General features: G+C 67.5%; 27 protein-coding genes. 13 read left to right on the forward strand and 14 right to left on the reverse strand.

Translation table 11 applies throughout. The annotated features are described in order from the left end of the window. Positions 1–3: 3 nt before the first annotated feature. From CYFUS_RS25195 to CYFUS_RS25225, 7 genes are all read left to right on the forward strand, one after another. Positions 4–720, forward strand: coding sequence for a hypothetical protein (locus CYFUS_RS25195; RefSeq protein ID WP_157758643.1), 717 nt, complete (start codon positions 4–6; stop codon positions 718–720). A gap of 206 nt (positions 721–926) precedes the next feature. Further along, on the forward strand, positions 927–1,961 hold the full coding sequence (locus CYFUS_RS51805; RefSeq protein ID WP_198316051.1) for a hypothetical protein: 1,035 nt from the start codon (positions 927–929) through the stop codon (positions 1,959–1,961). Between the two features lie 14 nt (positions 1,962–1,975). Then, positions 1,976–2,707: a hypothetical protein gene (locus CYFUS_RS25205; protein ID WP_157758644.1), complete on the forward strand. Its 732-nt coding sequence runs from the start codon at positions 1,976–1,978 to the stop codon at positions 2,705–2,707. Positions 2,708–2,745: 38 nt separating this feature from the next. Further along, entirely contained in the window at positions 2,746–3,618 is an 873-nt protein-coding gene (locus CYFUS_RS25210; RefSeq protein WP_095987551.1) for an oxygenase MpaB family protein, read from the forward strand. Continuing rightward, entirely contained in the window at positions 3,615–4,310 is a 696-nt protein-coding gene (locus CYFUS_RS25215) for a response regulator transcription factor (protein WP_095987552.1), read from the forward strand. Before CYFUS_RS25210 ends, CYFUS_RS25215 begins: the two co-directional genes overlap by 4 nt. Next, entirely contained in the window at positions 4,285–5,940 is a 1,656-nt protein-coding gene (locus tag CYFUS_RS25220; protein ID WP_232536774.1) for a sensor histidine kinase, read from the forward strand. Before CYFUS_RS25215 ends, CYFUS_RS25220 begins: the two co-directional genes overlap by 26 nt. Positions 5,941–5,970: 30 nt before the next feature. After that, entirely contained in the window at positions 5,971–6,189 is a 219-nt protein-coding gene (locus tag CYFUS_RS25225) for a hypothetical protein (RefSeq protein WP_095987553.1), read from the forward strand. Between the two features lie 13 nt (positions 6,190–6,202). Here the strand turns inward: CYFUS_RS25225 and CYFUS_RS54350 are convergent, their stop codons facing one another. Together CYFUS_RS54350 and CYFUS_RS52920 are read right to left on the reverse strand one after the other, a co-directional pair. Continuing rightward, on the reverse strand, positions 6,203–6,511 hold the full coding sequence (locus tag CYFUS_RS54350; protein ID WP_332468284.1) for a DnaA N-terminal domain-containing protein: 309 nt from the start codon (positions 6,509–6,511) through the stop codon (positions 6,203–6,205). Beyond that, on the reverse strand, positions 6,403–6,687 hold the full coding sequence (locus CYFUS_RS52920) for a hypothetical protein (protein WP_232536776.1): 285 nt from the start codon (positions 6,685–6,687) through the stop codon (positions 6,403–6,405). Before CYFUS_RS52920 ends, CYFUS_RS54350 begins: the two co-directional genes overlap by 109 nt. 270 nt (positions 6,688–6,957) lie before the next feature. On the opposite strand from CYFUS_RS52920, the gene CYFUS_RS25235 reads away from it, so the two are divergent. Further along, a complete protein-coding gene (locus CYFUS_RS25235; protein ID WP_095987554.1) occupies positions 6,958–8,616 on the forward strand; it encodes a methyl-accepting chemotaxis protein in 1,659 nt (552 codons plus the stop codon). A gap of 9 nt (positions 8,617–8,625) precedes the next feature. Here the strand turns inward: CYFUS_RS25235 and CYFUS_RS25240 are convergent, their stop codons facing one another. From CYFUS_RS25240 to CYFUS_RS25255, 4 genes are all read right to left on the reverse strand, one after another. After that, complete coding sequence (locus tag CYFUS_RS25240) at positions 8,626–9,768, reverse strand: polysaccharide deacetylase family protein (RefSeq protein ID WP_095987555.1); 1,143 nt, start codon at positions 9,766–9,768, stop codon at positions 8,626–8,628. Between the two features lie 17 nt (positions 9,769–9,785). Continuing rightward, positions 9,786–10,238 (reverse strand): tetratricopeptide repeat protein, encoded by a 453-nt coding sequence (locus tag CYFUS_RS25245; protein ID WP_198316053.1) that lies wholly within the window; start codon positions 10,236–10,238, stop codon positions 9,786–9,788. An 85-nt stretch (positions 10,239–10,323) separates the two neighbouring features. Further along, on the reverse strand, positions 10,324–11,484 hold the full coding sequence (locus tag CYFUS_RS25250) for a hypothetical protein (RefSeq protein WP_232536777.1): 1,161 nt from the start codon (positions 11,482–11,484) through the stop codon (positions 10,324–10,326). Between the two features lie 9 nt (positions 11,485–11,493). Further along, a complete protein-coding gene (locus CYFUS_RS25255) occupies positions 11,494–12,798 on the reverse strand; it encodes a hypothetical protein (protein ID WP_095987558.1) in 1,305 nt (434 codons plus the stop codon). Positions 12,799–13,412: 614 nt separating this feature from the next. Here CYFUS_RS25255 and CYFUS_RS25260 point away from each other — a divergent pair. The 3 genes from CYFUS_RS25260 (at position 13,413) to CYFUS_RS25270 (ending at position 17,268) form a co-directional block, all read left to right on the forward strand. Continuing rightward, complete coding sequence (locus tag CYFUS_RS25260; protein ID WP_157758645.1) at positions 13,413–14,192, forward strand: hypothetical protein; 780 nt, start codon at positions 13,413–13,415, stop codon at positions 14,190–14,192. A gap of 3 nt (positions 14,193–14,195) precedes the next feature. Next, positions 14,196–14,654, forward strand: a complete 459-nt coding sequence (locus CYFUS_RS25265; RefSeq protein ID WP_095987560.1) for an Imm26 family immunity protein — start codon at positions 14,196–14,198, stop codon at positions 14,652–14,654. Between the two features lie 178 nt (positions 14,655–14,832). Then, the gene (locus tag CYFUS_RS25270) at positions 14,833–17,268 is read left to right on the forward strand and encodes a GxGYxYP domain-containing protein (protein WP_095987561.1); all 2,436 of its coding nucleotides are present in this window, start codon (positions 14,833–14,835) and stop codon (positions 17,266–17,268) included. Here CYFUS_RS25270 and CYFUS_RS25275 read toward each other — a convergent pair. From CYFUS_RS25275 to CYFUS_RS50915, 4 genes are all read right to left on the reverse strand, one after another. After that, positions 17,255–18,757, reverse strand: coding sequence for a hypothetical protein (locus tag CYFUS_RS25275; protein WP_157758646.1), 1,503 nt, complete (start codon positions 18,755–18,757; stop codon positions 17,255–17,257). The two genes, CYFUS_RS25270 and CYFUS_RS25275, sit on opposite strands and share 14 nt — an antisense overlap. Before the next feature lie 32 nt (positions 18,758–18,789). Continuing rightward, positions 18,790–19,977 (reverse strand): hypothetical protein, encoded by a 1,188-nt coding sequence (locus CYFUS_RS25280; protein ID WP_095987563.1) that lies wholly within the window; start codon positions 19,975–19,977, stop codon positions 18,790–18,792. Between the two features lie 121 nt (positions 19,978–20,098). Then, complete coding sequence (locus CYFUS_RS50910) at positions 20,099–20,260, reverse strand: hypothetical protein (RefSeq protein ID WP_157758647.1); 162 nt, start codon at positions 20,258–20,260, stop codon at positions 20,099–20,101. A 335-nt stretch (positions 20,261–20,595) separates the two neighbouring features. Further along, on the reverse strand, positions 20,596–20,757 hold the full coding sequence (locus CYFUS_RS50915; RefSeq protein ID WP_157758648.1) for a hypothetical protein: 162 nt from the start codon (positions 20,755–20,757) through the stop codon (positions 20,596–20,598). 163 nt (positions 20,758–20,920) lie between these two features. Between CYFUS_RS50915 and CYFUS_RS25285 the strand changes: the two genes are divergently transcribed. Then, positions 20,921–21,331: a YbaN family protein gene (locus CYFUS_RS25285; protein ID WP_232536778.1), complete on the forward strand. Its 411-nt coding sequence runs from the start codon at positions 20,921–20,923 to the stop codon at positions 21,329–21,331. 8 nt (positions 21,332–21,339) lie between these two features. Here CYFUS_RS25285 and CYFUS_RS25290 read toward each other — a convergent pair whose 3' ends face one another. Further along, the gene (locus CYFUS_RS25290; RefSeq protein ID WP_095987564.1) at positions 21,340–21,819 is read right to left on the reverse strand and encodes a GNAT family N-acetyltransferase; all 480 of its coding nucleotides are present in this window, start codon (positions 21,817–21,819) and stop codon (positions 21,340–21,342) included. A gap of 149 nt (positions 21,820–21,968) precedes the next feature. Between CYFUS_RS25290 and CYFUS_RS25295 the strand changes: the two genes are divergently transcribed. Then, positions 21,969–22,859: an alpha/beta fold hydrolase gene (locus CYFUS_RS25295; protein WP_095987565.1), complete on the forward strand. Its 891-nt coding sequence runs from the start codon at positions 21,969–21,971 to the stop codon at positions 22,857–22,859. A gap of 16 nt (positions 22,860–22,875) precedes the next feature. Here CYFUS_RS25295 and CYFUS_RS25300 read toward each other — a convergent pair whose 3' ends face one another. The 3 genes from CYFUS_RS25300 to CYFUS_RS25310 form a co-directional block, all read right to left on the reverse strand. After that, positions 22,876–23,799, reverse strand: coding sequence for a LysR family transcriptional regulator (locus tag CYFUS_RS25300; RefSeq protein ID WP_095987566.1), 924 nt, complete (start codon positions 23,797–23,799; stop codon positions 22,876–22,878). Between the two features lie 43 nt (positions 23,800–23,842). Then, positions 23,843–24,958, reverse strand: coding sequence for a mannan-binding protein (locus CYFUS_RS25305; RefSeq protein ID WP_095987567.1), 1,116 nt, complete (start codon positions 24,956–24,958; stop codon positions 23,843–23,845). Between the two features lie 113 nt (positions 24,959–25,071). Then, complete coding sequence (locus CYFUS_RS25310; RefSeq protein ID WP_095987568.1) at positions 25,072–25,482, reverse strand: RidA family protein; 411 nt, start codon at positions 25,480–25,482, stop codon at positions 25,072–25,074. Positions 25,483–25,655 lie beyond the last annotated feature (173 nt).

The following is a 25,655-nucleotide window of genomic DNA, read 5'->3' on the forward strand; positions in this document are numbered from 1 at the left end:
CACATGAACGGACTACTGCTGGAGGACCGTTGGGCGCCTGTCACGTCGGAGATGGGATTCCTGGAGACCGATGCGGAGCACGCCGCGCGCGCCTTCGCGGCGTGGCATGCAGGGCTGCTCGCACCGCGCGGCATCACCGTGGAGGTGCGTCCGGTATCAGGCCCCCTGGAGCAGGCCCTCTCCACGCTGCTGCCCATCACCACTCCAGAGGTGCAACGGCAACTCTTCATGCCGACACGCAGCCCCTGGACGGCGTATATCGAGAACGGGTGGGGGGGAACCGATGCCGCGAGCGCCATGTCCTACATGGCCCAGACGTTGGGCTGTCGGGGTCTGCGTGTGGTCGCCGTGCCCAACACCATTCGGAAGGACAAGGGCCGCTTTGGTGCCGTGATGCTCACGATGTACGGCCTGCATCGGACGGAGTGGCTCAACTACGTGCGAGTCGTCAGCGCGTCCAATGATGGGGGCCACTGGGTCTTCGACCAGTCCGGTGAGCCCTTTCCCTTCGAGAAGGTGGAGCAGTATCAGGCCCGCCGGGTGAAGGACCGGTTCACCTTCGACATGCTCAAGGAGTACCTGCGTCACCTGGGGCTGTCGCCCTTCGAGGAGGACTTCTACCTGCCGGAGGGCACCCCCGCCTGGCTGGTGGAGAGGAAGGGGCCGGTCCTTCCCTCCCACGCGGAGTTCACCCTTGCCCAGGCCCGGGAGGAGTTCTGACGAACACTGGTCATTCCAGAATGCGGAGCGCCCATCGGTTGAACGCGCTGGTGCTCTTGCTGTTTCTCACGGGATGTGCCGCGCAACCCTTCATGGGCGGCGCTCCGTGGCATGGGCAGAACGGAGCGTGGGCCGGGCAACAACCTGTCGACGTCGACTTCGAGTTACCCACGCCCCAACGGGCAGAGGAGTTGCGCCAAAGAGGCGTGCAACTGCCCCGGCTCTCCACGGAAGCAGCCCACCCACGAGCGCATCGAGACTTCGTTGAGCACCGTGTGACGGCGGTGGGCTTTGGTCTCACGGCGGGTGGGTATCTTCTCTATTGCGAGGGGTTGCCGCTGCCCGTGCTGGTTCCGGAGTCTCATGTCGATCTGGGACTCACGAGCACGGAGCCACTGAATCCGTCCATCTATCCGGACCGGGACACGGCCCTGACGGACATGGCGGCCAGTGCCTCCAGCTCGGGGCATGCGAGGTACGCCTACTACCGTGGAGCGGGAGGGGCGCTCATCGTGCCCACCCTCTTTTCTCCGGCCACGACTCCCCGCGTTGCCCGGTTGATGCTCGAGGTTCGTGAGCACCTGGGTGAAACAGTCCAGAGCGAACTCAAGGTGATGTTGCTGACCCTGACGGGGACCAGGGTTCTGCAGGGCGTTTTCTCTCGCGTGGTGCGGATGGACTCGGGACCCGCCCTCCGTCCGTCCGCGAGGAAGGAGGCCCTCGGGGGCGAGGCTCCGACGTCGCGAACACCGGTGACGCGAGCCGCTGCACCCGCGTCAGACACCGCTTCCGCGTCAGCGGTGCCCGCTCCTACGACGGCGACGAGCGCACCGGCGCCATCGCGGGGATTGGTCCAGGCGCTCGCTGGCAACAACCCGACGCCGCCAGTGGCTCCGAGCTCGCGCCTACCACAGGATGTCGCGAGTAGCCCAAAGGTGCCCAGGTTGCGTAAGCCGAACCGTCCCATCGGCCCCAGCCCGAGCCAGAACGCACAGCTCCAGGTGGACATTGAATACCTGGACACCATAGGCGCCACGAATATCCGGGTGAACCAGCAGCAGATTACGGCGCGCAATGCCCAGCGCGTTGGAGTCAATCGACCGGACCTGCAATTCGACTATAACGGCCGCCGCTACCATGTGGAGTACGACACGCCCGCATCGAGCCGTGGCCCTGGTCACCAGTCGCGCACCACCTCCAACGACCCCAACGCGGAGATCATCCTCCTCATCGTGCCCTGAAGGGCGAGGTGTACTTGAAGACCGAGAACATGAAGGGACTGCTACTGGAGGACCGCTGGGCGCCTGTCACATCGGAGCTGGGATTCCTGGAGACGGGTGCGGAGCACGCCGCTCGCGCCTTCGCGGCGTGGCAGGCAGGACTGCAGGCACCCCGTGGCATCGCCGTGGAGGTGCGCCCAGTTTCAGGAACCTTGGATCAATCTCTCTCCGCCCTGCTGCCCATCACCCTTCCGGAGACGCAGCGGTACCTCTTCTTACCGACACGCAGCCCCTGGACAGCGTATGTCGAGAACGGGTGGGGGGGGACCGACGCTTCGAGCCCCATGCGCTACATGGCCCGGACGCTGGGCTGCCGGGGCCTGCGTGTGGTCGCCGTGCCCAATACCATTCGCAAGGACAAGGGCCGCTTTGGTGCCGTGATGCTCGAGGTGTACGGCCCGCATCGCACGGAGTGGCTCAACTACGTGCGAGTCGTGAGCGCGTCCAATGACGGAGGCGAGTGGGTCTTCGACCAGTCCGGCGAGCCCTTTCCCTTCGAGAAGGTGGAGCAGTATCAGGCCCGCCGGGTGAAGGACCGGTTCACCTTCGACATGCTCAAGGAGTACCTGCGTCACCTGGGGCTGTCGCCCTTCGAGGAGGACTTCTACCTGCCAGAGGGCGCCCCCGCCTGGCTGGTGGAGAGGAAGGGGCCGGTCCTTCCCTCCCACGCGGAGTTCTCCCTGGCCCAGGCCCGGGAGGAGTTCTGACGTGTTCGGATGGTAGGCTCGGGCCCGGACCCGTCCCCATGCTCTTCAAACGCACCATCCTCGATCAGATCCAACGGCTCGACCCCGAGAAGGATGATCACCGGATCCTCTTCCTGAGCTGGTACCACGACTTCGTCTGGGACAGCCGCAAGGCGCTGGAGTTCGCCCTGTTCCGCACCTACGCCGTGCCGAGCATCGGCAAGCTGCTCGACTCCACGGGCGAGTTCACCCGCCGCACCCAGAAGCGCTACGACGACACGGATCTGCTCATCGCCGAGTTCCTCGAGTCCGGCTACGACAGCGAGCGGGGCCGCCGCGCCATCCGGCGCATGAACCAGCTCCACCACCGCTTCGACATCTCCAACGACGACTACCTCTACGTCCTCTCCACCTTCGTCCTGGAGCCCATCCGGTGGATGGAGCGTTTCGGCTGGCGGCCCTACACGGACCACGAGCGGCTCGCCGGCTTCCACTTCTTCAAGCAGGTGGGGCGGCGGATGAACATCCGCGGCATCCCCGCCACTCTCGAGGAGCTCGAGCGCTTCAACCTCCAGTACGAGCGCGAGCACTTCCGCTACACCGACGAGAGCCGCCGCGTGGGCGAGGCCACCCGCGACCTGTTCCTCGGCTGGTTCCTGCCCAAGTCGTTGCACGGATATGGTGCTCCCGCGGTGCATGCGCTGATGGATCCCCCGCTCCTGCGGGCCTTCGGTTTCCCCGAACCCCCCTCCTGGCTGCGACAGACGGTGATGGGGGCCATGAAGACCCGCGCGCGGCTGCTGCGCCTCACGCCCGAGCGCAAGCGGCCCTTCCTCGCCACCCAGGCTCCCCATCCCACCTATCCCCACGGCTACCAGATCGAGCGGCTCGGGCCCGAGGGGGTTCCACCCCCGAGCGAGGAGAATCCATGACGGAGCGCGCCTCCATCCTGGTGGTCGACGATGATCCGCACCTGCGCGAGGTGGTGGGGTTCGCCCTCACGCAGGCGGGCTTCCACGTCGAGCAGGCCCGCGACGGCCGCGAGGGTCTGGAGTTCGTGCGCCGCTCGGTGCCCGCGCTCATCGTCCTGGACATCATGATGCCGGAGATGGACGGCCTGGAGATGTGCCGCGAGGTGCGCCGCTCCCACGACTGCCCCATCGTGTTCCTCTCCTCGCGCGATGACGAGGTGGACCGCATCCTCGGTCTCGAGCTGGGCGGCGACGACTACCTCACCAAGCCCTTCAGCCCCCGGGAGCTGGTGGCGCGGGTGAAGGCCGTGCTGCGGCGCTCCCGCGCCCTCGCGAGCCCTCCGCCTGCGGCCCCCTCGCCGGTCTTGCAGCGCGGCCCCCTGCGCCTGGACGTGGATCTGTGGCGCGCCTGGTGGAACGAGCACGAGGTGGTGCTCACCGTCACCGAGTTCCACCTGCTCGCCGCGCTCCTGCGCGCCCCCGGCAAGGCGTTCACCCGCGACGAGCTGATGACCCGCGTCTACGAGGACGTGGTGGTGAGTGATCGGACCATCGACAGCCACGTACGGCACATCCGGCGCAAGTTCGCCGAGGCCGGGGGCGAGGTCATCCAGACGGTGCACGGCCTTGGCTATCGGCTCGCGATCCCCTGACGGCGGGCGCTCCCGCCCGCGCCTGTGGCTGGTGTTCGCGGCGGTGGGCCTGGGGGCCTTCGTGCTCGCGCTGCTCGGCCTGCTGTTCGTGCGCATCTACGATGATCAGCTCATCCGCCAGACGGAGTCCGAGCTCATCACCCAGGGTGTCGTCGTCGCGGAGCTGTACCGCTCCCGGCTGCGCGAGCGCGTGGAGCCCGGCTACGGGTTGATGGCCTTGTCGCCCGGTCCGTCCGTGCCCATCGCGGGCTCGTCGCTGCGGCCCATCTTTCCGTCCCTCCGGGCCTCGGACGAGGTGCTGCCCCCCGTGGAGGCACCCCCGCCCCGGTCCATCCTCCCCGCCGAGCCCCACGCCCGCGAGGCCGCCGAGCCCCTCTCCGCGCTGCTCCAGGAGGTGAACCGCTCCACCCTGGCGGGCATCCGCGTGGTGGACCTCCAGGGGGTGATCGTCGCCAGCTCCGCCTCGGAGTCGGACCTGGGCGCCACCCTCATCGGCCGGCAGGAGGTTCAAGAGGCCCTGCGGGGGGAGTACCGCGCGGTGTTGCGGATGCGCCTGTCCTTCACCGGTGACGCGCCCCTGGCATCCGCGAGCCGGGACAACGTCGTGCGGGTGTTGGTGGTGCTGCCCGTGCGGGAAGGGGATCGGATCTGGGGCGCGGTGGTGCTCTCGCGCACGCCGATGACGCTCGTCAAGGCCGTCTACGCGGACCGCTGGAATCTCACCGCCATCGGGCTGGTGCTCCTGGGGGTGGTGACACTCATGTCCCTGGCCGGCGCGGCGCTGGTGGTCCGTCCCGTCCGGGCCCTCGTGCGGCAGACACGCGACATCGCCACCGGCGCTCCCGAGGGCTTCGCGCCCATCTCCCACCCGGTGGTGCGCGAGCTCGCCGAACTGTCCGAGTCCCTCGCGGGCATGGCCACCGCGCTCCGGGATCGCAACCAGTACATCCGCTCCTTCGCGGCCAACGTGTCGCACGAGTTCAAGACGCCGCTGGCCGCCATCCAGGGCGCGGTGGAGCTCTTGCGCGACAGCGCCGAGGGCATGTCCGCCGCCCAGCGCGAGCGCTTCCTCTCCAACATCGACGCCGATGCCCGGCGCCTCACCCGGCTGGTGCAGCGGCTGCTGGAGCTCGCGCGCGCGGACTCCCTCGTGGCCCGGCCCTCGCGCACGCAAGTCGCCCCCGTGCTCGAGGCGCTCGCCGCCCGGGGCCGGGCCGAGGGGCTCGCGGTGGAGGTGGGCCCCGTGCCTCCGGGAGTCGTCCTGGGTCTGCCCGCCGAGGTGCTGGAGGATCTCCTCTGGCAGCTCATCACCAACGCGGCCCAGCACGGAGGCGAGGGGGTGCGAGTGCGGCTGGAGGCGGAAGGCGGGCCCGAGGGGGGCCGGGTGGTGGTGCGCGACGACGGCCGGGGCATCTCCGAGGCCAACCGGGCACGCGTCTTCGATGCCTTCTTCACGACGGCCCGGGAGCGGGGGGGCACGGGGCTCGGGCTGACCATCGCCCAGTCCATGTTGCGCGCCTTCGGGGCCCGGCTGGAGCTGCTTCCCGCGGAGGGCAAGGGAGCCGCTTTCGCCGTGGTGGAGGGCACTTCCTGGAATTCCGGAGCAACTTCTGGCGCGCTGATACGATAAGACAATGCCCTGGGCGGAGAGGGTGCACGCATGAGTGTTCCAGGTATTCCAGTCGAGGTGCAGACGGGCTTCCTTCTCGAGACCCGTGCCGAGCGCGACATGCTCGCCCAGGCTCCGGCGGAGATGCGTCCGTTCCTGGAGGCCCAGATGAAGATGGCGATGGAGATGAAGATCTGCGATCTCCTCACCCGCCTGTTCAAGAGCGATCACGAGCAGGCAATGACGGTGATCAAGAACACCGGCGGCTGACGCGGGCCCCCGGCTACGCCCCTGTCGCCTGCCGCCCGGCGTCCGGGGAACCAGCGAGCCGCCAGCGCACCCCCGCGAGCCCCGTCTCCTTCACGAGTCCCTCCACCAGGGGGCCATAGTTCTCCTCCACCCATTGATGGAAGTAGGCGTCGGGGGCCGCGAGCACCAGGTGCCCGTCCTCCACGTCCACCGCGCGCGCCTGGGCCAGCCACGTCAGCGCGTAACGCTTGCCGTTGTCCCGCAGCCACCCGAGGCACTCGTTCCACCGGCGCGCTCGGCTTCCTTCTGCCTCTTTTCGAGGACTTGCACGTAGCGATCGCACAGCGTGAGGCGGACCGAGTCCCCCTCCCGGACGAGGATCCGCGCGCGCAGCAACGCGTCCCAGAACGCGCCGGGAGTGCCCGTCCACCGGACCGCGCCTTCCAGGGCCTCGCACCACACCGCCTCGAGGCTCATGGGAAAGCCCACGTCGACCTGTACCCAGTCCAATCCGGCCATGTCCTCGCCTCCCGTGGAACCGCCGCGCGTCCACCGCTCTGCCTCCGGGTGCACAGAGCTGATCCCCTGGCGGGGCACGCTCGGGGAGGACGCTGATCGCCGGGTGATCCACGTTCGCGATCTGAGGCGCCCCCGCCCGGTCGTCTACCCCCCGGGGTTTCTGGCCCTCCAGGATCAGCGGATCCGCGCGCTCCAAGTGTCGCCTGGTCTCGTGGGCGGTAGCGGGCGCGACAGCCCGCTACAGGTTGTCTCCTGTTAGGAAGGGGCCTCATGAGCATTGGAAAGAAGATCGCCCTGGGCTTTGGCCTGTCGCTGCTGGTGCTGCTGATCGTGGCGCTGGTGGCGTTCCAGGGCGCCCGGCAGCTACAGGAGACCACCGAGGGCCTGGTGGACAGCCGCGATCAGGGCCGCCGCATGACCATGGTCCTCTCGCTCATCGTGGACGCCGAGACGAGCCAGCGCGGCTTCGTCATCACCGGAGATCCGATCTACCTGGAGCCCTACCAGCGGGCCCTTCAGCGGCTGGACGAGGATCTCCTCCTCTTGCGCCGCGACCTGACTGGCTCTCCCGATCAACTGGCGCGCCTGGATCGGCTCGAGCCCATCATCCGCGAGCGGCTCGCCACCCTGGATCGCACGCGCCAGTTGCGCGAACAGTCCGGAGGCATGGATGCCGTGGCGCGGGCCGTCCGCGAGAGCTCGGGCCGGGGCCGGCAGTTGATGGACGAGGTGCGCCGGGGACTCGGTGAGATGTTGAAGTTCGAGGATCTGCGCTGGTCGGAGTTCGAGAGCCAGGCCCGGGAGAGCGCCTGGCGCAGCATCTGGGTGCTGGCCTCGGGCACGTTGCTGGGCCTGCTCATCGTGGGCCTGGGCAGTTGGATCATCACCCGGAGCATCACCGGCCCGCTGGACAAGCTGGTGAAGGGCACCGTGCAGCTGGGCCGTGGCGACCTCGAGCACCGCATCGAGGTGAACAACAGCGACGAGACCGGAGAGCTGGCGCGCGCCTTCAATGACATGGCCGAGCGCCGCAAGGCCGCCGAGGCCCAGCTCGCCGAGCAGGCCCGGCAGCGCGAGCACACCCTGCGGACGGTGGCCGAGTTCGTCAACCAGCTCGCGGCCACCACGTCGCAGGTCCTGGTGAGCACCACGCAGCAGGTGGCCAGCTCCCAGGAGCAGGGCAGCGCGGTGGCCGAGACGGTGAGCACCGTCGAGGAGATCGCCCAGACGTCCGAGGAGGCGGCGGGACGCGCGCGGGGGGTGAGCGAGTCGGCGCGCCATGCGGAGGAGGTGGGCCGCAACGGTCGGCGCATGGTGGAGGACGCGGTGGTGGCCATGTCCACCGTGCGCGAGCAGGTGGAGTCCATCGCCTCGCGCATCCTCTCCCTGGCCGAGCAGGCCCAGGCCATCGGCGACATCATCACCACCGTCAACGAGATCTCCGAGCAGACGCACATGCTCGCCCTCAACGCCTCCATCGAGGCCAGCCGCGCGGGTGAACACGGCCGGGGCTTCGCCGTGGTGGCCGCCGAGGTGAAGGCGCTCGCGGACCAGTCCAAGAAGTCCACCACCCAGGTGCGGCAGATTCTGGGGCAGATCCAGAAGGCCACCCAGGGCGCGGTGATGACCACGGAGGAGGGCACCAAGAGCGTGACCGCCGCCACGCGCGTGGTGTCGCAGGCGGGCAGCACCATCCAGACGCTGGGCGATCTGCTCGGCCAGGCGTCGCTCACCGCGGCGCAGATCTCCGCTTCCGCCGCCCAGCAGGCCACCGGCATCGGGCAGATCCGCCAGGCCATGCGCGACGTGAGTCAGGCCACCCAGCAGATGCTCAGCAGCACCCGGCAGACCGAGCACGCCATGCAGGACCTCAACGCCATGGGCCAGAAGCTCAAGGGTCTGCTGGTCGAGTACGAGCGCGCCGCGTGAGCGGGGCTCTCACAGCGCCGCGCAGTCCTTCCAGGTGAGGCCCGTGTCCCGGGCGAAGTCCAGCAGCCGGGGCACCGCCTCGTGCACCTTGTCGTGCACGTCGTGGAAGAGGACGATGCCGCGCCGCCACAACAGCATCAGGGTGACGACCCGGTCCGTGGTGGGCCCGGGCGCGACGGTGGCGTTCCAGTCCTGGGAGTCGATGTTCCAGAGCATCACCTCGCCGCCCTGGCCCGACAACCACCGGGTCAACTCCGGCGAGCGCTGCCCATAGGGCGGCCGGAAGAGGACCTTGCGGGTGCCCGCCAGACCCAGGGTGGAAATGCGCTCGCGCGAGCCCTCCACCGACTCCTTCCACGTGGCCAGCTTCTGGTGCGACACGTGCCGCTGCCCGTGGGAGCCGACGCACTGCCCCTGGTACAGCGCCTGGAGTGACGCCGCGCTCGTCCTGCCCAGGCGCGTCTCGAGCGCGTCGCCGAGCACGAAGAAGACGCCCCTGGCCTCCCGCGCGTTGAGCAGCGCCACCAGGCGGTCCGTGCCCTTGCCCGCGGGCGTGGGGCCATCGTCGAAGGTCAGCAGGAACTGCCGGTCCGGCCAGTCCGAGCCGGTGACTTCTCCGGACCCGAGCGGGAGGATCTCACTGGTCGGGGAGGGGAACAGGGCCGCCAGCCGCAGCTGCTCTTTCACATAGAGGGTGTAGAAGCGCGAGTCCATCGCCAGCCAGGCTCGATACTCGGGGCCGAGGCCCGCCACGAACGCGCCGCCCAGCCGCACGACGTTCTCCGCGGTGGGCTCCTCCACGCCACAGCCCGGCTCGGAGGGAGTGCCACAGGCCGCCCGGGCCGCGCGCAGGTTGCGCGCCACGGTGTCCTTCACGCCCTCGAGCCAGCGACGCACCGACTCGTCATGCACCTGCTTGACGCCGAGCAGCGCCGGAAACCCTTCCGCGCGGGCCTCCAGCTCACCGAGCACCTGGGCGAACACGAGGTTCTCCGCGCGCGAGGCGAGATCGAAGTCCTGGGAGGAGCGCAGCGGCCGGGGCCAGAGGGAGCGATCCGCGACCGCGACCTCCTTGGGACCCGCGGCCCGGGAGGAGGCACCGGACAGCAGCACGAGGAGAGGGAGGGCGAGGGACAGGGAGCGGAAGTTCATGGGTGGGGAGTCCGGGGTCAGTTCTGGCCGAGCTTCTGCTTCATCTTCTCGATGCCACCGCGGTAGGCGGGATGATCCTTGTGGCCGAGCGCGGACTGGTAGCTGTCGAGCGCCTCGGCCCACAGGCCATCGTTCTCGTAGACGCGGGCGATGTTGAAATAGGAGCTGGCCTTCACCGTGTCGGTGTTGGGCCCGGAGGCCAGGGCAATGGCCTTGCGGTTGGCCCACAGGGCCTCGGCGTTACGGTTGAGCTTCTGGTACGCGAGCCCGAGGTTGCTGTACGCCTGCCCGTGCTCGGGGTTGTTGGCGATGGCCTCCAGGTAGAGCGACACCGCCTCGTCCAGCTTCTTCGCGTGGTAGGCGGCCTCGCCCTTCTTGTTGAGCGTGTCGGCGAGCGAGAGCTGCGCGCTCGTCACGGTCGGCGCGGACTTGAGCTCCTCTCCGCGCAGGCGCCGGAGGAAGTCGCCCACCTTCTCACCGGTCTTGGGAGGAGGGCATGAGGCGTGGTCCCCGGTCCGCATCCTCGTGTCCGGGGAGCCTCACGGGCCCACGGCCTCAGCGGAAGTAGCTCTGGGAGATGTCCACCGAGTAGCCCAATTCCAGCGTGGGCGCCGAGGCCGCCACGAGGTACTGGCGGAAGTGGAGCACCTTGCCGGGCAGGGACGTCGACGTGTCCGGAGCGTCCTCGGCCTTCGCCTCGTCGGGCTCCATGCTGCCGCCCTCGCGCCGGTAGTTGAAGACGGCGGGGAAGTGCGCCCGCGCCTGGAGCGTCGCCACCGGCCAGGACACCCGGGGCAGCGCCAGCTTCAACCGGCCGGACAGGTGGAAGACGCCCAGATCCCGCGTCAGCACCACCTCCATCGTGGCCTCCGTCTCGCCCACCCGTGTCGGAGCCACCTTCACGAGCAACCGGCCCTCCTTCTCCTCGGGCACGAGCGGCGCGGAGTCGAGCAACACCCGCTCGAGGTGGTGGCCCTCGGGCAGCGTCAGCTCCAGGGGTTGCTCACGATCCAGCCGCAGTGCGTAGCGCACCCGCAGACTGGCCTTGCCCTCGAGCGTGGACACCCAGGTGGCGTGGGCCTCGGGGATGCTCGGCTCCAGTGGAGGACGGATCACCTGGCGCGCCACCTTCGGCGCCACGGTGGTGCGCCAGCCCACCCGCAGCACGCCCTGGCGGGGATACACCTCCACCTCCTCGCTCGAGGCGAGCGCCGGCTCCGTCAGGGTGAAGGCCGTGGCATCCGCCTCCAACCGCAGCGGCACTGGCGTGACGTGGGGGCCGAAGCGCAGTTGAGCCTGACGCTCCGGGCCCGCCGCCGTGGGCCGCAGGGTGAAGCTCACGTCGAAGACATGGCGGCCGGACCGCCGCGTCACCAACGTCAGGTGCTCGTCCAGGGCCGCCACGGTGGCGCCCTCCAGAGAGGGCAGCGCGGTCAGGTACGTGTCCGCGTCGAGCCGCAGCAGCTTCACCTGCGTCCAGCTTTCATCGGCGAGTACCTCCACCTCGAAGTGCGCCTCTACCAGCATGGCCTCCGCGGTGAGACGTCCCTTGAGCTGACTCTTCACCACCAGGGCGCGCGCGGGAGGCTCGGGGGGCGCGGCTTCGTGCTCCTTCTGCCCGTAGAGCTTGATCAACTCCGGAAGGGGCACCGTCGCCGAGCCCGAGGGCGGAGCATCCGTCGTGGTCAACAACAACCCGAGTACGAGAGCAGGCATCCACATGGGTCACATCACTTCCTGGGGAGAGGAGGGGGCGCGCGGCGGCTCGCCGCCCGGGGGGAGATCCGACAGCAGGGCGCGCACTTCGGCGCGGGTGGACAGGGCCATGAGTCCGAGCAGCGCGGCGAGGATCTCCAGGGTGTAGACGAGGCCGGTGTAGCCCTGGAGGATGACGGCGGTGGTGGGCACCACGAGGGTGGCGGCCCAGACGGCGGCCAGCCGGGAGGTGCGCTCGTGGGGGTAGAGGCGCCGGGCGTAGAGCACCACGGCGGCGCCCATTCCTCCGGTGGCCAGCACGTAGGCCACGTAGAAGTTCATGAAGGCGGCGAGGTAGGCGAGCAGCACGAAGTAGAAGCCATACACGGCGGCGAGGAGGTAGGCCTCGTAGATGGCGAGGGGCCGCCGGTGGTGGAGGCTGAAGGCGGCCAGCAGCGCCATCAGCCCGAGGAAGGGCACCCAGGCACGGCGGGCCATGGTGGAGATGAGCTCGTCATAGGCCTCCACCGAGGGGAGGATGACGCCCAGGCTCACCCCGGACTCGAGCGACTGGAAGGCCCACTCGAGCGCCACCGTGCCGCGGCCGGCCTCCACCTTGCTGGCGGCGAGGACCTGGGGCGGATAGTCGTAGTTCTCGCCTCCCGTCACGTTCAGTTGCAGGCGCACGTCGTGGGCGGGCAGGGAGGGATCCAGCTTGTACTGGAAGGAGTCGAGGCCCCGGGCGTGGTAGCGGATGGAGAAGCGGCGTGTGGCGCCCTGGGGGATGCGGCCCGTCCAGACGAGCCGGTTGCCGGACTCGCCCAGGTCCAGGTCCGCCTCGGCCCCATCCACGAGGAAGCTCAAGTCGGACAGGAGCACCTGGGACTTGTCCACCTCGATGGGGAAGATGAAGGCCACGTCGATGTCATGACCCTCGCGGTTGACGGCGGCGTAGTCGGCCGAGAGGGTGAAGTCGAAGCCGGAGAAGTAGCGCAGGCCGCGCTTGCGGTAGTTCATCCCCGCCTGCACCTGCACGTGCTGTTGAGCGAAGGGCAGGGGCTTGAGCTCGGTGAAGAGGGTGCCGCTCTGCACGTAGCGCAGCGAGGGCGCGGGCTGCACGACGGGAGCACCCCAGCGCTCCATGACGCCCCGCTCCAGCTCCGAGCTGGCGAAGTCCGTCCGGTCCACCATCTGGCTGGAGATGACGGTGGTGGCGAAGAGGACGATGGCGAGGCTGCCGAGGACGTGGTGACGGATGAGCCACGCGCCGGCGCGTCGGACGAGGCTCGGGGCCGGTCGCGGAGGAGGAGAAGGAGGTGGCGTGTCGAGGATCATGGAGCCGGAGAGTGGACCTCCGGCGTGCAACCCGGATGGGGGAGCCGTGCACCCGCCGAGGAATGTTCGTGCAGAATTCGTGGCGGCGCCGGGGATAGGCTGCCGGCCATGCGCATCGCCTTCCTCAGCCGGAGCTCCGATGACCGTCCATTCGCCGAGCGCCTCGCCGCGAAGCTGACGGCCCACGAGGTGGTCTTCCGGGGACGAGCCAGCCGCTGGACCTGGAGAGGGTCGAGGCGATCATGACGGAGGGTGGCGTCATCGATCGGGACGTGCTCGGGGCCTCGTCCGTGGGCTTCGTGCAGACGATTGGCACGGGCTACGAGACCCGGGGGGCGAGACCGGACTTCCTCCTCAATGCGCCCCCCCAGGCCCCGCAAGAACCTGTCTTGAGTGCTCCGCGTGGATTCATGACGCGACCCCTGGTAGCCCTGCTGCTGCTCCTATTCCTCGTGGGTTGTGGTAGTGCAACGCGAGGCTTCCGCCCCACTACCAGTCAGCACACGTTTCGTTACTCTGGGATGTATGGGAATGCGCCTGCCCAGGGCACTTCCAACGGGGGCTTGAGTCAGGGCATTCCGCGTGCCGTGCTCCGGTTCGTGCCACAAGGCGCCATGACCGCAGCGGAAGCAGGAACTGCCACTGCGACGGGAAATGCCTTCGTGGCAGGCGGTGCTGTAGTTGTGGCAGGCAGTAGCGTTGTCCTGGTCTGCTTGACCGTCAAGGCGGCCTTGAACGGGATGCAGACGCCGATCGACATCGCAGACACGTTTTACGGCACGCACTTCGGCGATCTTCAAGGCTGGTTCCAAGGCTGCTACGCCCCCAAAGCCACGGTGGCCCCGGGAGAATCTACGCCCACGTTTGATGTCAAGCCTTTATCCGAGCCGCATGCGCTTCCCACTCCTCGGCGAAGTCCAGAAGCGCATGAAGGTGGGGATAAGACGAGTTGGGGCCGCATCTATGCGACCTACACGAAGTACAATCCCCAGACCGGACGCTACTACGCAGGGCGCACCAGCATGGTGGTCGACTTGAACAAGCCTCTTCGCCCGCAGGCAGTGGCAGCCATCAACGCACGAGATTCAAACCACCACATCGACGAAAACGATGAGCCGGAGGTCTCTAGATTCCGGCCGGCCTTGTTGGACCAGTTCGATGTCGGAACCTCCATCGGCTATGAGAACAGATATACCGACGTTGCCTACTGGCGAATCCGTGGAAGAGAACAGCAATTGATCGATTCCCTTGGGGGCGCCCAATCCGACACTCATCCGCCATATCGAACTGAAAACGTCCAGCGCGGCGTGGCAAAAGACAATCCGCTGGGCAGGTTGTTCCACGACGCCGCGACGAAACAATGGGGCCAACTCCATCCCTACACTGGAACTTGAGAAATGCGCAAACAGAAGCACACAACAGGATCATTCGTCAGGATCGTCCTCGCCGATGGCTCTTTTGCCTATGCAAGGCTGCTCGAGTCCCCGTACGCGGCTTTCTATAACTACAGAACTACAAGTCCGGACTCTGATCTGGACAGGATTGCGTCAAGCTCCATCCTCTTCAGAATTGCCATCCGCCATCTGGCCCTGAATGCGTGGGAGGTCATTGGGCGGAGGGATCTTGAGGAGCAATTGACCCAGCCTGTCGTTCAGTTCATGCAGGACCTGGGGGACTTCCGGCGCTGTAACATCTTCGACACCGCTGGCCATGAGAGAGCCGCCGAGCCCCAGGAATGCGTGGGGGTTGAGCGGGCGGCGGTCTGGGAGCAGGAGTCAGTTGAGGAACGCCTGCTGGACACCTTCCTGGGACGGCCCAATGCCGATGAGGAGCACCTGAAAGTACGTTTGCACTGAGCCGGGTCGCCTTGAGCGACTCTCCGTTACCTTGGTGATTTTCTCATTAATCTTGATTTGATGGGTGGAGAGGTGTATCAAGCGGTGGGCCTCCGCCGCTACTCCTCACTGATCGTCATCGCGTGGCCCGCCTTCTTCGGTGTGCGTCAACGCTGTCGGAATCGGGAGAGAGTGACTCATGAAGATCGACCGATGGGCCCGGTGGGCGCCTGTCTTCGCCATGACCTTGTCGGCCTGGGGGATGTGCCGCCCCGCGGTGGCCCTGGCGGCTGGACTCACCTGGCCCGCGAATCAGGTGCTCCCGTCCTTCACCGCGCCCGCGGCGACGCTGGACGTGATGGACCTGACCGCCGCCAATGCCGACGAGGCGGCGCTCTTCACGACTCTCAAGGGGCTCGTCAACAGGACCCAACCCCGCATCTTCACGTACGACACCGCCGTGCGCGGCCAGGATGGCAAGTACGGTTGGCTCAATTCCCTGGGGCTCGGCTACACGGACGTCGCCGACAACTGGAGCCTCTTGAGCAAGTACAGGAGCGAGGTCGCGGGTATCGTCGTCTACGACACCGCGGTGCCCGACACGCTGAACCTGGCCACCACCATCGCGGGTCTGGGCAATGGCGTCGTCGCTTCCCCGGCACTGGTCGCCCGGCTGACGTCCGCTCCCTACAACCTGCCCATCCTGGTGGATCTGCGCGGCCGGTTCACCACGAAGCTCCAGGTCTACCAGTACCTGTATGACAACTACTGGTCCCAGGTGACGCACCGGGTGATCATCGGGCTCGCGCCGGACATCAAGGGCTTCCTGCGGGACTACGCCACCGCCACGAAGATGGCCGTCGTGTGGCTGGATCCCCGGGTCGCCGCGGAGGATTCGCTGCTCAGGAAGTTCCTGGTGGCCATGCCCTACGGCAGCGGGGGCATCTACATGGGCTGGTGGCCGGAAGAGGCCTCGGGCGTCCAGCGCGTCTCCGAGTACGGCATCTCCACGGTGGCCAGTGACTTCGCCTCGAACCTGACGGTGTTCGGCGGGACGTCCCGGACGGTGAACGTCAAACCCGTTCCCAACAAGCCCACCCTGAACAACAAGATCTACATCACGCTCATCCTGAGCGATGGGGACAACCTGCAGTACGTGGAGCATCTCTTCAAGAAGTTCTGGGACAGCCCCGCCCGGGGACAGGTGCCCATCGGGTGGACCATCTCGCCCGCCATGCTGGATGCCATGCCCGGCGTGCTGAACTACCTGTACGCCACCGCCACGCCCAATGACAACCTCATCTCGGGCCCCACCGGACTGGGCTACACCTATCCCAACTACTGGGGGAACGCGTCCCACCTGGACAACTACGTGTCGCTGACCGGCGATTACATGAACCGCTCGGGGTTGAAGGTCCTCACCGTGTGGAACAAGATCGACGGCGCCACGAACACGAACGTGGGCAACTCCTTCGCGTACAACGCGCCGGCCCTGCTGGGGTTGACCGCGCAGAACGCGGGCGGCGGCATCACGGTGTACAACAACGTCATGCCGAGCCAGGGCCTCAATGCCACGTACTGCCCGACGGAGAGCTCGATGATCTCGGAGATCAACAAAGCCATCTCCGGCTGGAACGGCACGTCTCCCCGGTTCGTCAGCATCCAGGCCAATCCGTGGGAGGGCAACAGCGTCCAGAGCTTCGTCAACGTGGTGAACGCCTTCAAGGGCAACGGCAACCTCGTCTTCGTGCGGCCGGACAACTACTTCCAGCTCATGCGCGAGTCCTACCTCCTGCCCACGGACCCCTCCACGGTGGTGAAGACGTACGAGGCGGAGACGACGAGCTATGCCGCCTCGCCCTTCTCTCACACGGTCGGCCGCTCGAGCGACAATGGCTGGACGGCGAACGTCTCCCAGGACAACGCCGGCATGATGCTCTACGGCCCCTATGTCTCGACCTTCCCGGCCGGGCCGCTCTCCACCACGTTCAAGATGAAGATCGACGTCAATACCGGCAACAACGACCACGTCGTGACGCTCGACATCCGGGATGCCACCACGGCGCAGGTGTTGACGTCGTTCGACGTCTACCGCCACCAGTTCAAGGCCTCTGGTGTCTATCAGGACTTCAGCCTGACCTATGAGAACGTCGCTGGCCATCAGCTCGAGTTCCGGGCCGACTACAAGGACCAGGCGGCCATCAACATCGACAAGGTCACCACGACGACCCGCCTCGGCCAGTACGAGGCGGAAGGGGCCGTGGTGGCGCATCACGCCGGACGCTCGAGCGGCGACGGCTGGCAGGCCTCACCCTCGCTCGACGCGGCCGGGCACATGGTCTACGGCCCCTATGACGCCCAGGTGCCGGTTGGAAACCGCAAGGTGACGTTCCGGGTGAAGACGGACAACAACTCGCTCGGTGCCCAGGTGGTCGCGACCGTGGACGTGAGGGACAACACCACGGGGACCGTTCTGGCCAGCATGGACCTGACGTCGCAACAGTTCGCCGCCGCCCACCAGTACCAGGACTTCCGCCTGAGCTTCCCCCAGACGGTGCTCAACCGCGTCCTCGAATACCGGGTCCACTTCCCCAAGACCGCGACGATCACCGTCGACAAAATCACGCTCCACTGAGCATGGAACACGTCGTGTCGGCCGGGGCGAAGCCGCGCAGGGTTGTCTCCGCCGCGCGGATCGCCCGCAGGGCGGTGGTGACATCCTCGGCCCCGTCCACCTGACGGAGGGACTCGTTGAACGCCCGGCCCACGGGCGTCTGTCCCACGAAGTCCTCGAGGAAGTGGGGGACGCCGGCCACCACCGGGAGCGCTGGCTCCGGATGGGCGAGCAGCATGTCCACCGGCACGAGCCTGACGGAGTTCGTGTGCCTGGGCGTCTCGTTCAGCATCATCCGACACTGAGTTTCCACCAACGCCCCCAGCTCCGCCTCGGCTCCGGGCGGCAGGGCGAGCACCGAGGCGAGGCTCGTGGTCAGCCTCTCCCCGAGTGCTCCCGCGTCATGGAGCCAGTGCGAGGGCGGAAACCGCGCGCGCAGGGCCTCGGCCGTGTCCCGGAGGAAGCGGCGCTCCAGCTCGCCCGCGTCCGGTGCGCTCCGGCCGAGCCACTCCAGCCGATCCACCAGGAAGGCGAGGAAGGTGCGGACCTGCCGCAAGCAGCGCAGCACCTCACACCCGACGACTGGTCGGGAATCCCCCGGGTCCAGCGACTCGGGCAGCTTGCCCGGCGTGGCGAGCACACCGAGGAAGGGGCCTCCAAAGATGACGGGTGTCTCCAAATCCAGGAACCGGCCATCCGCAGTGAAGTTGTTGTGGAAGGAGCCCCAGTAGACGCCCGCGTGGAAGAACCGCTCGAAATGGCGGACCAGCCGTTCGGTGGCGTGCTCCAGGTGTCGTGCAATCACTTCCGGGGTGAGGTCGCCAGGGCGCGGTTCCGGCTGGGAGGGGCCCCCCAGGTACCGAGCCATCCTCGAGAACAGCTCGATGAGGAACGGGGCGCCGCACCGCCATTGCGAAAGCGCCCAGGTGAAGTTGGACATGCGCGCGAACCCCGCCTCCTTGACGGTGATGGCCTGAAGCCGTCGATCCGCTGGGGCGAGGTGGTGCGGCTCCCAGCCGGGAAGGAGCGACGCGACGTAGCGCTCGGCCTCCGGTGGCAACGGCGCGAGGAGCAACCCCTCGCACCGCACGAGGGTCTCGCCCGCCTGGAGCCCCTCCAGATAACAGCTCGCGAGGTACTCCCTCGCGGCGGCGGAGGGCAGCAGGTGCCCGCTGTTGTGGTAGCTGTCCTCGGGGTCGCTCCAGTTCGCCGCGAGCAGGGTGCGACCCACGCCCTTCAGGTACTTGCCGGCGTGGACACCCGCCCGGCCCGCTCCCAGCCGGCGGGCCACGTTGTTGTCCGCGTTGGTCTGGAGGTCCGCGTACAAGAGTTCCGCTTCCCGCCGCGGCGGCGCCGAGAATCCGAAGGGGCCGATGCGGCCCAGGTCGACCTGGACGGCGCACCGGGCATGGCGCGCGTGTAACGGAGTGAATCCCGCGGGCGCGACCGGAACGGGGACCATCCAGGGGTCCGCCGGGTGGCTGGAAGGGCTCGGGTGGTTCGAAGACAAGGTCTACTCCTCCGGGGGCTCCGGGCGGTCCGCTAATTGAGGACGAACAAATCCCGTGGCTCGGCTCCCACGGGGGCAATGCGCTCCGCCTGCTCGATGAGCCGCGACACTTCTCCGTGCTCCTCGCGCTGGAATGCACGCGCGATGGCCCGCCGGGTCTCCTGGGACACGCTGTCGAAGTCCATGGCCGAGACGCGCTGCAGGGCGTGGTAGCGCGAGCTCTCGGGGGAGGGCACGGCTTCTGGCGGAAGCGGGACGACGTTGGCGTTCACGAAGCGGAAGTCGGGCTGGCGCTCCCTCGGGCTCGCGGGAGGCTCATTCCGCGCGCCGAACACGAGCCCGCTGTCCGAGTCCTCCTTGATCTTGGTGAACATCACGAGTCCCAGGTCGTGCATCAGCTGCTGCTTCCACTTCTCCTGGAAGGAGACCGGAGCGGCCAGCTTCTGGGGTTCATAGACAATCTCCTCGGCGGCCAGGAAGGACAGCCAGAGCCGGGCGTACTCGCGCTGGGTGGCGCCATAGCTCAGCTCGTGCGCGAGCCACTTGCGGATCTGCGGGCTCCTGCGCAGGTCCTGCACACTGAAACCATTGAAGACGCCCGAGCAATAGAACCGGGCGAGTTGGCCGAAGAAGTCGGGGCGCTGCGCGTCCCAGGCCGGGCAGAACCGGCGGTATTCGGAGACGTTGCGCTCGTGATAGCTGACCGTGAGGGTGGTGATCGTGGTGCCCACCGGTATCCGCTCGACGAGGTCGAAGGTCGAGAGGTACCAGTAGTCGAGCGCGACCGCGGCGGCCTCCGTCAGCAGATGACAGAAGACGAAGTCCTCGATGTTGTCGCGGAGGATGGGGCCGGTATCGAACCGGACCCAGGGGGCGAGCACGGCGATGACCTCCGCGGACCAGCAGTGCAGGTAGTCGTGCGCGGCGAACAGCACCTCCCGGACGAGGTTGTCGTTGTCGTTGAAGTCCCGGGCGGAGCGGTGCGGAGCGGCGAGCCAGTACGAGAGGGCCGAGTTGTTCGCGTAGAAGACGCTCCGCAGGAAGGGGTTGAAGCCCGCCAGGGACACCGGAACGATGCGCTCGTAGTACCACCGCTGGTCGATGGCGCGCGGCACGAACCGCACCAACGGATCCGAGAGCATCCGGCGCACGATGGGGAGCCGCACGAGAGACTCGGGATGGGGCTCGGAAGGAGTGAAGACGGGAGCAGCGCTGAGCATGAGGACCTGCCGCGGGGCGGCGGCGCGGTCAGGCGCCGCCGCTCCTCGAGGGTGATGGAGGGGAACTGGCCCGCGGGGAAGGGGCTCATCAGACGAAGCCCCTCCCCCGGTGCCAGGGGGCTCAACCCACTTCGACCCGGTTCCCCTTGTTGTCCTCGAGGAGGATCCTGCCGCCCGAGACCAGGGCCAGATCCTCCAGGGTCAACTGCTTGCCCTCCAGAGCCTCCTGCTCCGTCGGGTGCTTCACGTCCTGCGACTGCGTCTGCTCCGTCTTCTGATTCATGACCGACTCCCTACCGCTCTGGCGCATGGGTACCGGTGAGTGACCACGGCGCCATCGCGGCCACTCATCACGATGGAATAGAGGCTGGCTGTTTGTGATGGCTCGAAGGTGACGCGCCGGAAGAAGCCGCTGATGCCGAGGCATTTGCCTTCCCCGTCGCCAACCAGGCACGACCCTCGAGACGCACCAGGAACGCGGCGCCGGGCATGGGGATGGAAATGCCACGGGGTGGCGGCACGCTCAGGCGCCACCACCCCGTTTGGGTGCCAATGACAGAGGGGGAACCGGCCCGGGGGAGGCCGCCATGCGACGTGCCTCCCCCGGTGCGAGGGGGCTCAACCCACCTCGATCCTGTTCTTGCAGCTGTCCTCGAGCACGATCTTACCGCCCGAGACCAGGGCCAGATCCTCCAGGGTCAGCTGCTTGCTCTCCAGGGTCTGCTGCTCCGTCGAGTGCTTCGTGTCCTGCGACTCGGTCTGCTCCATCTTGCGATTCATGGCTGGACTCCTACGGCTCTGGCGCTTGGGTGAGGAGTGAGCGCGGCGCCATCGCGGCCACTCCGCTACGATGGATGGAGGACGGGACATTTGTGATGGCCGGCCAGGTGCTCCGCCCTCTTCTTCGTGGTGTATACGTGGGGGGGTGCCAGACGAACCGACGATGGAGCCACGTTCCCCGAGCGTCGATGAAGAGCGGAACCAGCGCTTCCGGCCCTTCTTCACGGCGATCGGGTTCATCTGTGTCGGCCTGGGGATGCTCGGCGCGTTCCTGCCGCTGCTTCCCGCGACGCCCTTCCTGCTCCTGGCGTTGTGGGCGTTCTCGCGCAGCTCGCCCCGCTTCCATCACTGGCTGTACACGCATCCGCACTTCGGGTCTCGGCTCCAGGAGTGGAACCAGTACGGCACCGTGCCGGTGAAGGTGAAGGCGAGCGCGATCTCCGCCATGGGGGTGAGCTTCGCGCTCATGGCCTTCGTCCTGCGTGTGAAGTGGCCCGTGCTGGCCCTCTCCGGGTCGCTGATGCTCGTCGGGGCGGCGTACATTCTCAGTCGCCCCAGCCGTCCACCCGGCTGAGCGCTCGGCTAGAGGGCTCGCTCCATCCGGAAGTTGCGCAGCACCTCCCCGGCGACGGGCACGTCCTGTGCCGCGAGGACCGTGAAGCCGCGGCGCTCGAAGAACGGCCGGGCGGTGAGGCTGGCCTCGGTGTAGAGGCGCTCGAGGCCCGCCACCTTCGCGCGGGCCAGGATGTGCTCGAACAGCGCGGAGGCGACGCCCCGTCCCTGATGGTCCGCGTGGACGAACAGCATGTCGATGTGGCCATCGGGCTCCAGGTCGCTGAAGCCGGCGATCTGTCCGCCCACCTCGGCGACGAAGGTCGGCCTGGCCGCCAGGCGCTCGAGCCAACGCTCCCGGTCCATCCGCTCGGCCCAGGCCCGTACCTGGGCCTCGGTGTAGTCGCGCCGTGCCACCTGGAGCACCGCGGTGCGGAACAGGGCCATCAGGGCGTCCACGTCCGTGGGGCGGTAGTCGCGCACGACGATGGCGGGGGAGGTCTGATCCATGGGCGGGGCCTCACATCGATGAGCCTGGGCGACAGCTTCGGCGGTGATTCTTGCGTGGAGCGAAAGACTGACTTGAAAGAGAAGCGCATTCTTCCGCGAGGGAAGGGGAAATAGATCAGTCCTCGTCAACACCACCCCGGAGAATCGAAATGTCCGCTACCCCGTCGACCCGCCTTCCCGTCACCCACCATCGGACCACGAAGGTCGAGGGCTTGGAGATCTTCTATCGCGAGGCGGGTCCGGCCGATGCGCCCGTGGTCGTGCTGCTGCACGGCTACCCCAGCTCGTCGCACATGTACCGCAATCTGATCCCCGCGCTCGCGGATCGCTACCATGTGATCGCACCCGATCTTCCCGGCTTTGGCCTGTCGGCGATGCCCTCGCGCGAGGCGTTCACGTACAGCTTCGCGCGCTACGCGGAGATCGTCGATGGCCTGCTCGAGCAGCTCGGTGCGAGGCGTTATGCGCTCTATGTGATGGATTATGGCGCGCCGACGGGCTTCCGGCTCGCGCTCAGGCATCCCGAGCGGGTGACGGCGCTCATCACCCAGAATGGCAACGCCTATGAAGAGGGCCTCCAGGCGTTCTGGGATCCCATCAAGGCGCTGTGGGCCGACAATTCACCCGAGCGTCGCGACGTGGTGCGGCCCTTCATGACACTCGAGGGCACCCGGTCCCAGTACGTCAATGGCGTCAAGGACGTGTCCCGCCTCGATCCGGCGGCCTGGCTTCATGATCAGCTCTTCCTGGACCGGCCGGGCAGCATCGAGATCCAACTGGATCTCATCTACGACTACCGGAACAACGTGGCGCTCTATCCGAAGTTCCATGAGTTCTTCCGGACGTACCAGCCGCCCACGTTGATCGCCTGGGGCGCCAACGACAGCATCTTCCCGCCCGAGGGCGCGAAGGCCTTCCTGCGCGATCTGCCCAACGCCGAGCTCCACCTGCTCGACACCGGGCACTTCGCCCTCGAGGACAAGGCCGACGAGATCGTGCCGTTGATGCGCGACTTCCTGGCGCGCCATCTGCCGGCCTGAGCCGGGCCTTCGTCCCTCAGTCCGCGCAGGCGCGCTGCCGGCGGGCGAACTCCGCCTTGAGGTGGGGGGCCGCGAAGTCGAAGAAGGCGCGGACCTTCGGCACGGACAGCCGCCCCTCCGGGGTGATGAGATGCACCGGGAGCGGCGCGGGCTCGTCCCCGGCCAGGATGATCCGGAGCCTGCCCGCGGCCACCTCGTCGGCGATCTGATACGAGAGGACGCGCGTGATGCCGCGGCCCTCCAGCGCGGACTCCACCGCCGCCTCCACCGTGTTGACCACGAGCCTCGGTTCGATCGTCACGTGCCGGGTCCCGCTCGAGCCACTCACCGGGGGGAAGTTCCAGGACTCCTGTCCGAACGCGGTCATCTGGATGCAGCGCTGGTGCACGAGATCGGCCGTGGATTCGATGGGCGCGGCCGAATCGAGATAGGCGGGCGAGGCACAGAGCACCTTGCGGACTTCACCCACGCGCGTGGCGATGAGGGTGGAGTCGGGCAGGTGCGCGATGCGCAAGCCCACGTCGAGTCCTTCATCCACGAGGCTCACGGTGCGATCGAGCAGCAGCAGGCGGGCCTTCACCGTGGGGTGCTGATCGAGAAAGGCGTCGAGGATGGGGCGGAGGATGCGGGCTCCGCTGACGAGGGGCGCGGTGATGGAGAGCAGGCCCCGGGGCGCGCCGCGCTCGCCCGCCGCGAGCATGTCGGCTTCCTCGAGGTCGGTCAGGATGCGGCGGCACGCGGCCGCGTAGCGCTCGCCGGCTTCGCTGAGGCGGATCGAGCGCGTGGTGCGGTGCAGCAGCTGCACCCCCACGTGGTTCTCGAGGAAGGTGATGGCGCGCGTGACGGCGGCTGGCGAACGTCCGAGGACGCGGCCCGCGCCGGCCAGGCTGCCCTCGTCGAGCGCGGAGACGAACACGCGCATGGCGTCGATACGGTCCATGATCCTCTACCTCGCGGGAAACGGAGGCCGGAGCAGGCAGGAGTCAGCGGCAATTCGGGAAGTAGTCGGCATGCACCGCGGCCGCGCGAGTCCAGGAGTCGGCCCCCTTGCGAATGGACTCGACCTTCACCGCCTTCAACAGGGCCGACAGATACGCCAGGTTGAAGCAGCGTGCCTTCGCCTTGTCATCACCCGTGCGCGCGTCCTTGCACGTTTTCTTCCCGATCCCTTCCAGGTTCGCCAGGCTCAGCTCCTTGCCCGGCTGGAACAACGCATCCAGCTCCTTCCCAATGATATACACCGGGCGGTGTTGTCCTTCCGGGATCAGCTTGGATGCCTTGCGCACGAGCTGCGAGGATTCCAGCCGCTGCCCGACGGCGGCCATGCAGCGGGTGAAGTTCTCCTCTTCCTTCAGGCAGTTCGCCTTGTCCTTGCCCAGCTCCTCGGAGAGGACGTGGATGCCCACGGCATCATCACTGACGCTTTGAATGTCGCCACCCGTTTCGCCGGTGGCGAACTGCACCGAAACGCCTCCGATCTCCAGGGTGGAGAAGGGAGTCTTCTCCGCGGGACGCGTGGCCAGCCAGGCCAGCTCGCCCTCCGTCTTTCCCGAGATGATCTCCACCTGTTGGACGTGTCTGGCGAGGCGCCCGCGCAGCTCCCGCATCTTGCGCTCCCCCTGCATTCCCTTCTGGCGGAAGCCCCCTGTCCCCAGCAGCACCACGCGGGTCGGCGCCAGGGCGGTGATCCGTTCACCCAGCTCCTGTTCCGCCTTCTTCACGTCCATGTCCGCCAGGGCGCTGAGCGTGGAATCCTTCTTCTGTTCCTGCTTCTTGGAGGGAGTGACCTGGCATCCCTGGGGACCCCGCGCCACCTCGTAGAGCAGGAGCCGGGTGCCTGAAGAGCCCGCGTCGATGACGAGGTGCTCGAAAGGGGGCAGGGCACAGTGGCAGCTGGACGTCTTCTCGGGGGCCGCCGTCCGCCACTGACCCGTCCAGTACTCACTCTGGGTGGAGCAGGCCGAGGGGCACTTGTCCTGGGCCTCGGAGTCGTCACGGAGGAGCTCCGTCTCCACGTCGTGCGAGCTGGCCTCGGCCTGCTGTCCGAAGAAGAGCGTCGCCGCCACCGCGAGTGACAGCGCGCCGAACCGCCTCTTCATGGTCTTTCTCCTGGCATGAGCGCGTAGGCTTATCGCGCCAGGGGCCGGTGGATCCATGCCCCTGACGTGAATCAGCGTCCGCCACGTACACGGCCAGGTCCACCCCCCGTGGGTCAGCCCACGACCGCGGTGGCTTCGATCTCGACGAGGACGCCCGGCTCGAAGAGCATGGAGACCCCGATCAGCGAGGCCGGCGCCGGCATGATCTTCAGCTCCTCGGCGACCTGATCGATGCCGGCGAGGAAGTCGGATATCATCTCGCGCTTCCAGTCGACCACATAGAACGTCAGTCGGACGACGTCGTTGAACGTCGCCCCGGCGGCCGCGAGGGCGATGGCGACGTTGCGGTAGGCCTGCGCCACCTGTCCAGCCAGGTCACCCCGTGCGACGAGCTGTCCATTCGCGTCATACGCGACCTGCCCTGCGATGTGCACCTGCCGGGTGCCGGTGGCAATCGCCACCTGTCGGTATCGGAACGCGTCGGTATTCGGGATTCCATCGGGGTTGATCAGGGTGACGGGCATGGGTGCTCTCCAGTGGACGGTGTGGGGTGATTGCCGGACTCGTATACCGAGTCCATTGACGAGCGGAGTTCCCCTTTCCAGCGACGCGGGAGCGACAATGCAAAGCCATCATAGAAAGTTCAAACATCCCCACACGACGTTCAATTCTTCTTACGAATACGGCTTTTCTGGGG

The organism is Cystobacter fuscus (genome assembly GCF_002305875.1).
GTDB lineage: Bacteria > Myxococcota > Myxococcia > Myxococcales > Myxococcaceae > Cystobacter > Cystobacter fuscus_A.

Coding starts and splice junctions, on each gene's coding strand:
- CYFUS_RS25300 (WP_095987566.1), bottom strand. CDS start 23,799: ATGGACCGTATCGACGCCATGCGCGTGTTCGTCTCCGCGCTCGACGAG.
- CYFUS_RS25280 (WP_095987563.1), bottom strand. CDS start 19,977: ATGCTCAGCGCTGCTCCCGTCTTCACTCCTTCCGAGCCCCATCCCGAG.
- CYFUS_RS25255 (WP_095987558.1), bottom strand. CDS start 12,798: ATGATCCTCGACACGCCACCTCCTTCTCCTCCTCCGCGACCGGCCCCG.
- CYFUS_RS25305 (WP_095987567.1), bottom strand. CDS start 24,958: ATGAAGAGGCGGTTCGGCGCGCTGTCACTCGCGGTGGCGGCGACGCTC.
- CYFUS_RS25290 (WP_095987564.1), bottom strand. CDS start 21,819: ATGGATCAGACCTCCCCCGCCATCGTCGTGCGCGACTACCGCCCCACG.
- CYFUS_RS25310 (WP_095987568.1), bottom strand. CDS start 25,482: ATGCCCGTCACCCTGATCAACCCCGATGGAATCCCGAATACCGACGCG.
- CYFUS_RS25250 (WP_232536777.1), bottom strand. CDS start 11,484: ATGCCTGCTCTCGTACTCGGGTTGTTGTTGACCACGACGGATGCTCCG.
- CYFUS_RS25265 (WP_095987560.1), top strand. CDS start 14,196: ATGCGCAAACAGAAGCACACAACAGGATCATTCGTCAGGATCGTCCTC.
- CYFUS_RS25235 (WP_095987554.1), top strand. CDS start 6,958: ATGAGCATTGGAAAGAAGATCGCCCTGGGCTTTGGCCTGTCGCTGCTG.
- CYFUS_RS25210 (WP_095987551.1), top strand. CDS start 2,746: ATGCTCTTCAAACGCACCATCCTCGATCAGATCCAACGGCTCGACCCC.
- CYFUS_RS25215 (WP_095987552.1), top strand. CDS start 3,615: ATGACGGAGCGCGCCTCCATCCTGGTGGTCGACGATGATCCGCACCTG.
- CYFUS_RS25240 (WP_095987555.1), bottom strand. CDS start 9,768: ATGAACTTCCGCTCCCTGTCCCTCGCCCTCCCTCTCCTCGTGCTGCTG.
- CYFUS_RS25225 (WP_095987553.1), top strand. CDS start 5,971: ATGAGTGTTCCAGGTATTCCAGTCGAGGTGCAGACGGGCTTCCTTCTC.
- CYFUS_RS52920 (WP_232536776.1), bottom strand. CDS start 6,687: ATGGCCGGATTGGACTGGGTACAGGTCGACGTGGGCTTTCCCATGAGC.
- CYFUS_RS50915 (WP_157758648.1), bottom strand. CDS start 20,757: ATGAATCGCAAGATGGAGCAGACCGAGTCGCAGGACACGAAGCACTCG.
- CYFUS_RS50910 (WP_157758647.1), bottom strand. CDS start 20,260: ATGAATCAGAAGACGGAGCAGACGCAGTCGCAGGACGTGAAGCACCCG.
- CYFUS_RS25270 (WP_095987561.1), top strand. CDS start 14,833: ATGAAGATCGACCGATGGGCCCGGTGGGCGCCTGTCTTCGCCATGACC.
- CYFUS_RS25260 (WP_157758645.1), top strand. CDS start 13,413: ATGACCGCAGCGGAAGCAGGAACTGCCACTGCGACGGGAAATGCCTTC.
- CYFUS_RS25195 (WP_157758643.1), top strand. CDS start 4: ATGAACGGACTACTGCTGGAGGACCGTTGGGCGCCTGTCACGTCGGAG.
- CYFUS_RS25295 (WP_095987565.1), top strand. CDS start 21,969: ATGTCCGCTACCCCGTCGACCCGCCTTCCCGTCACCCACCATCGGACC.
- CYFUS_RS25285 (WP_232536778.1), top strand. CDS start 20,921: ATGGAGCCACGTTCCCCGAGCGTCGATGAAGAGCGGAACCAGCGCTTC.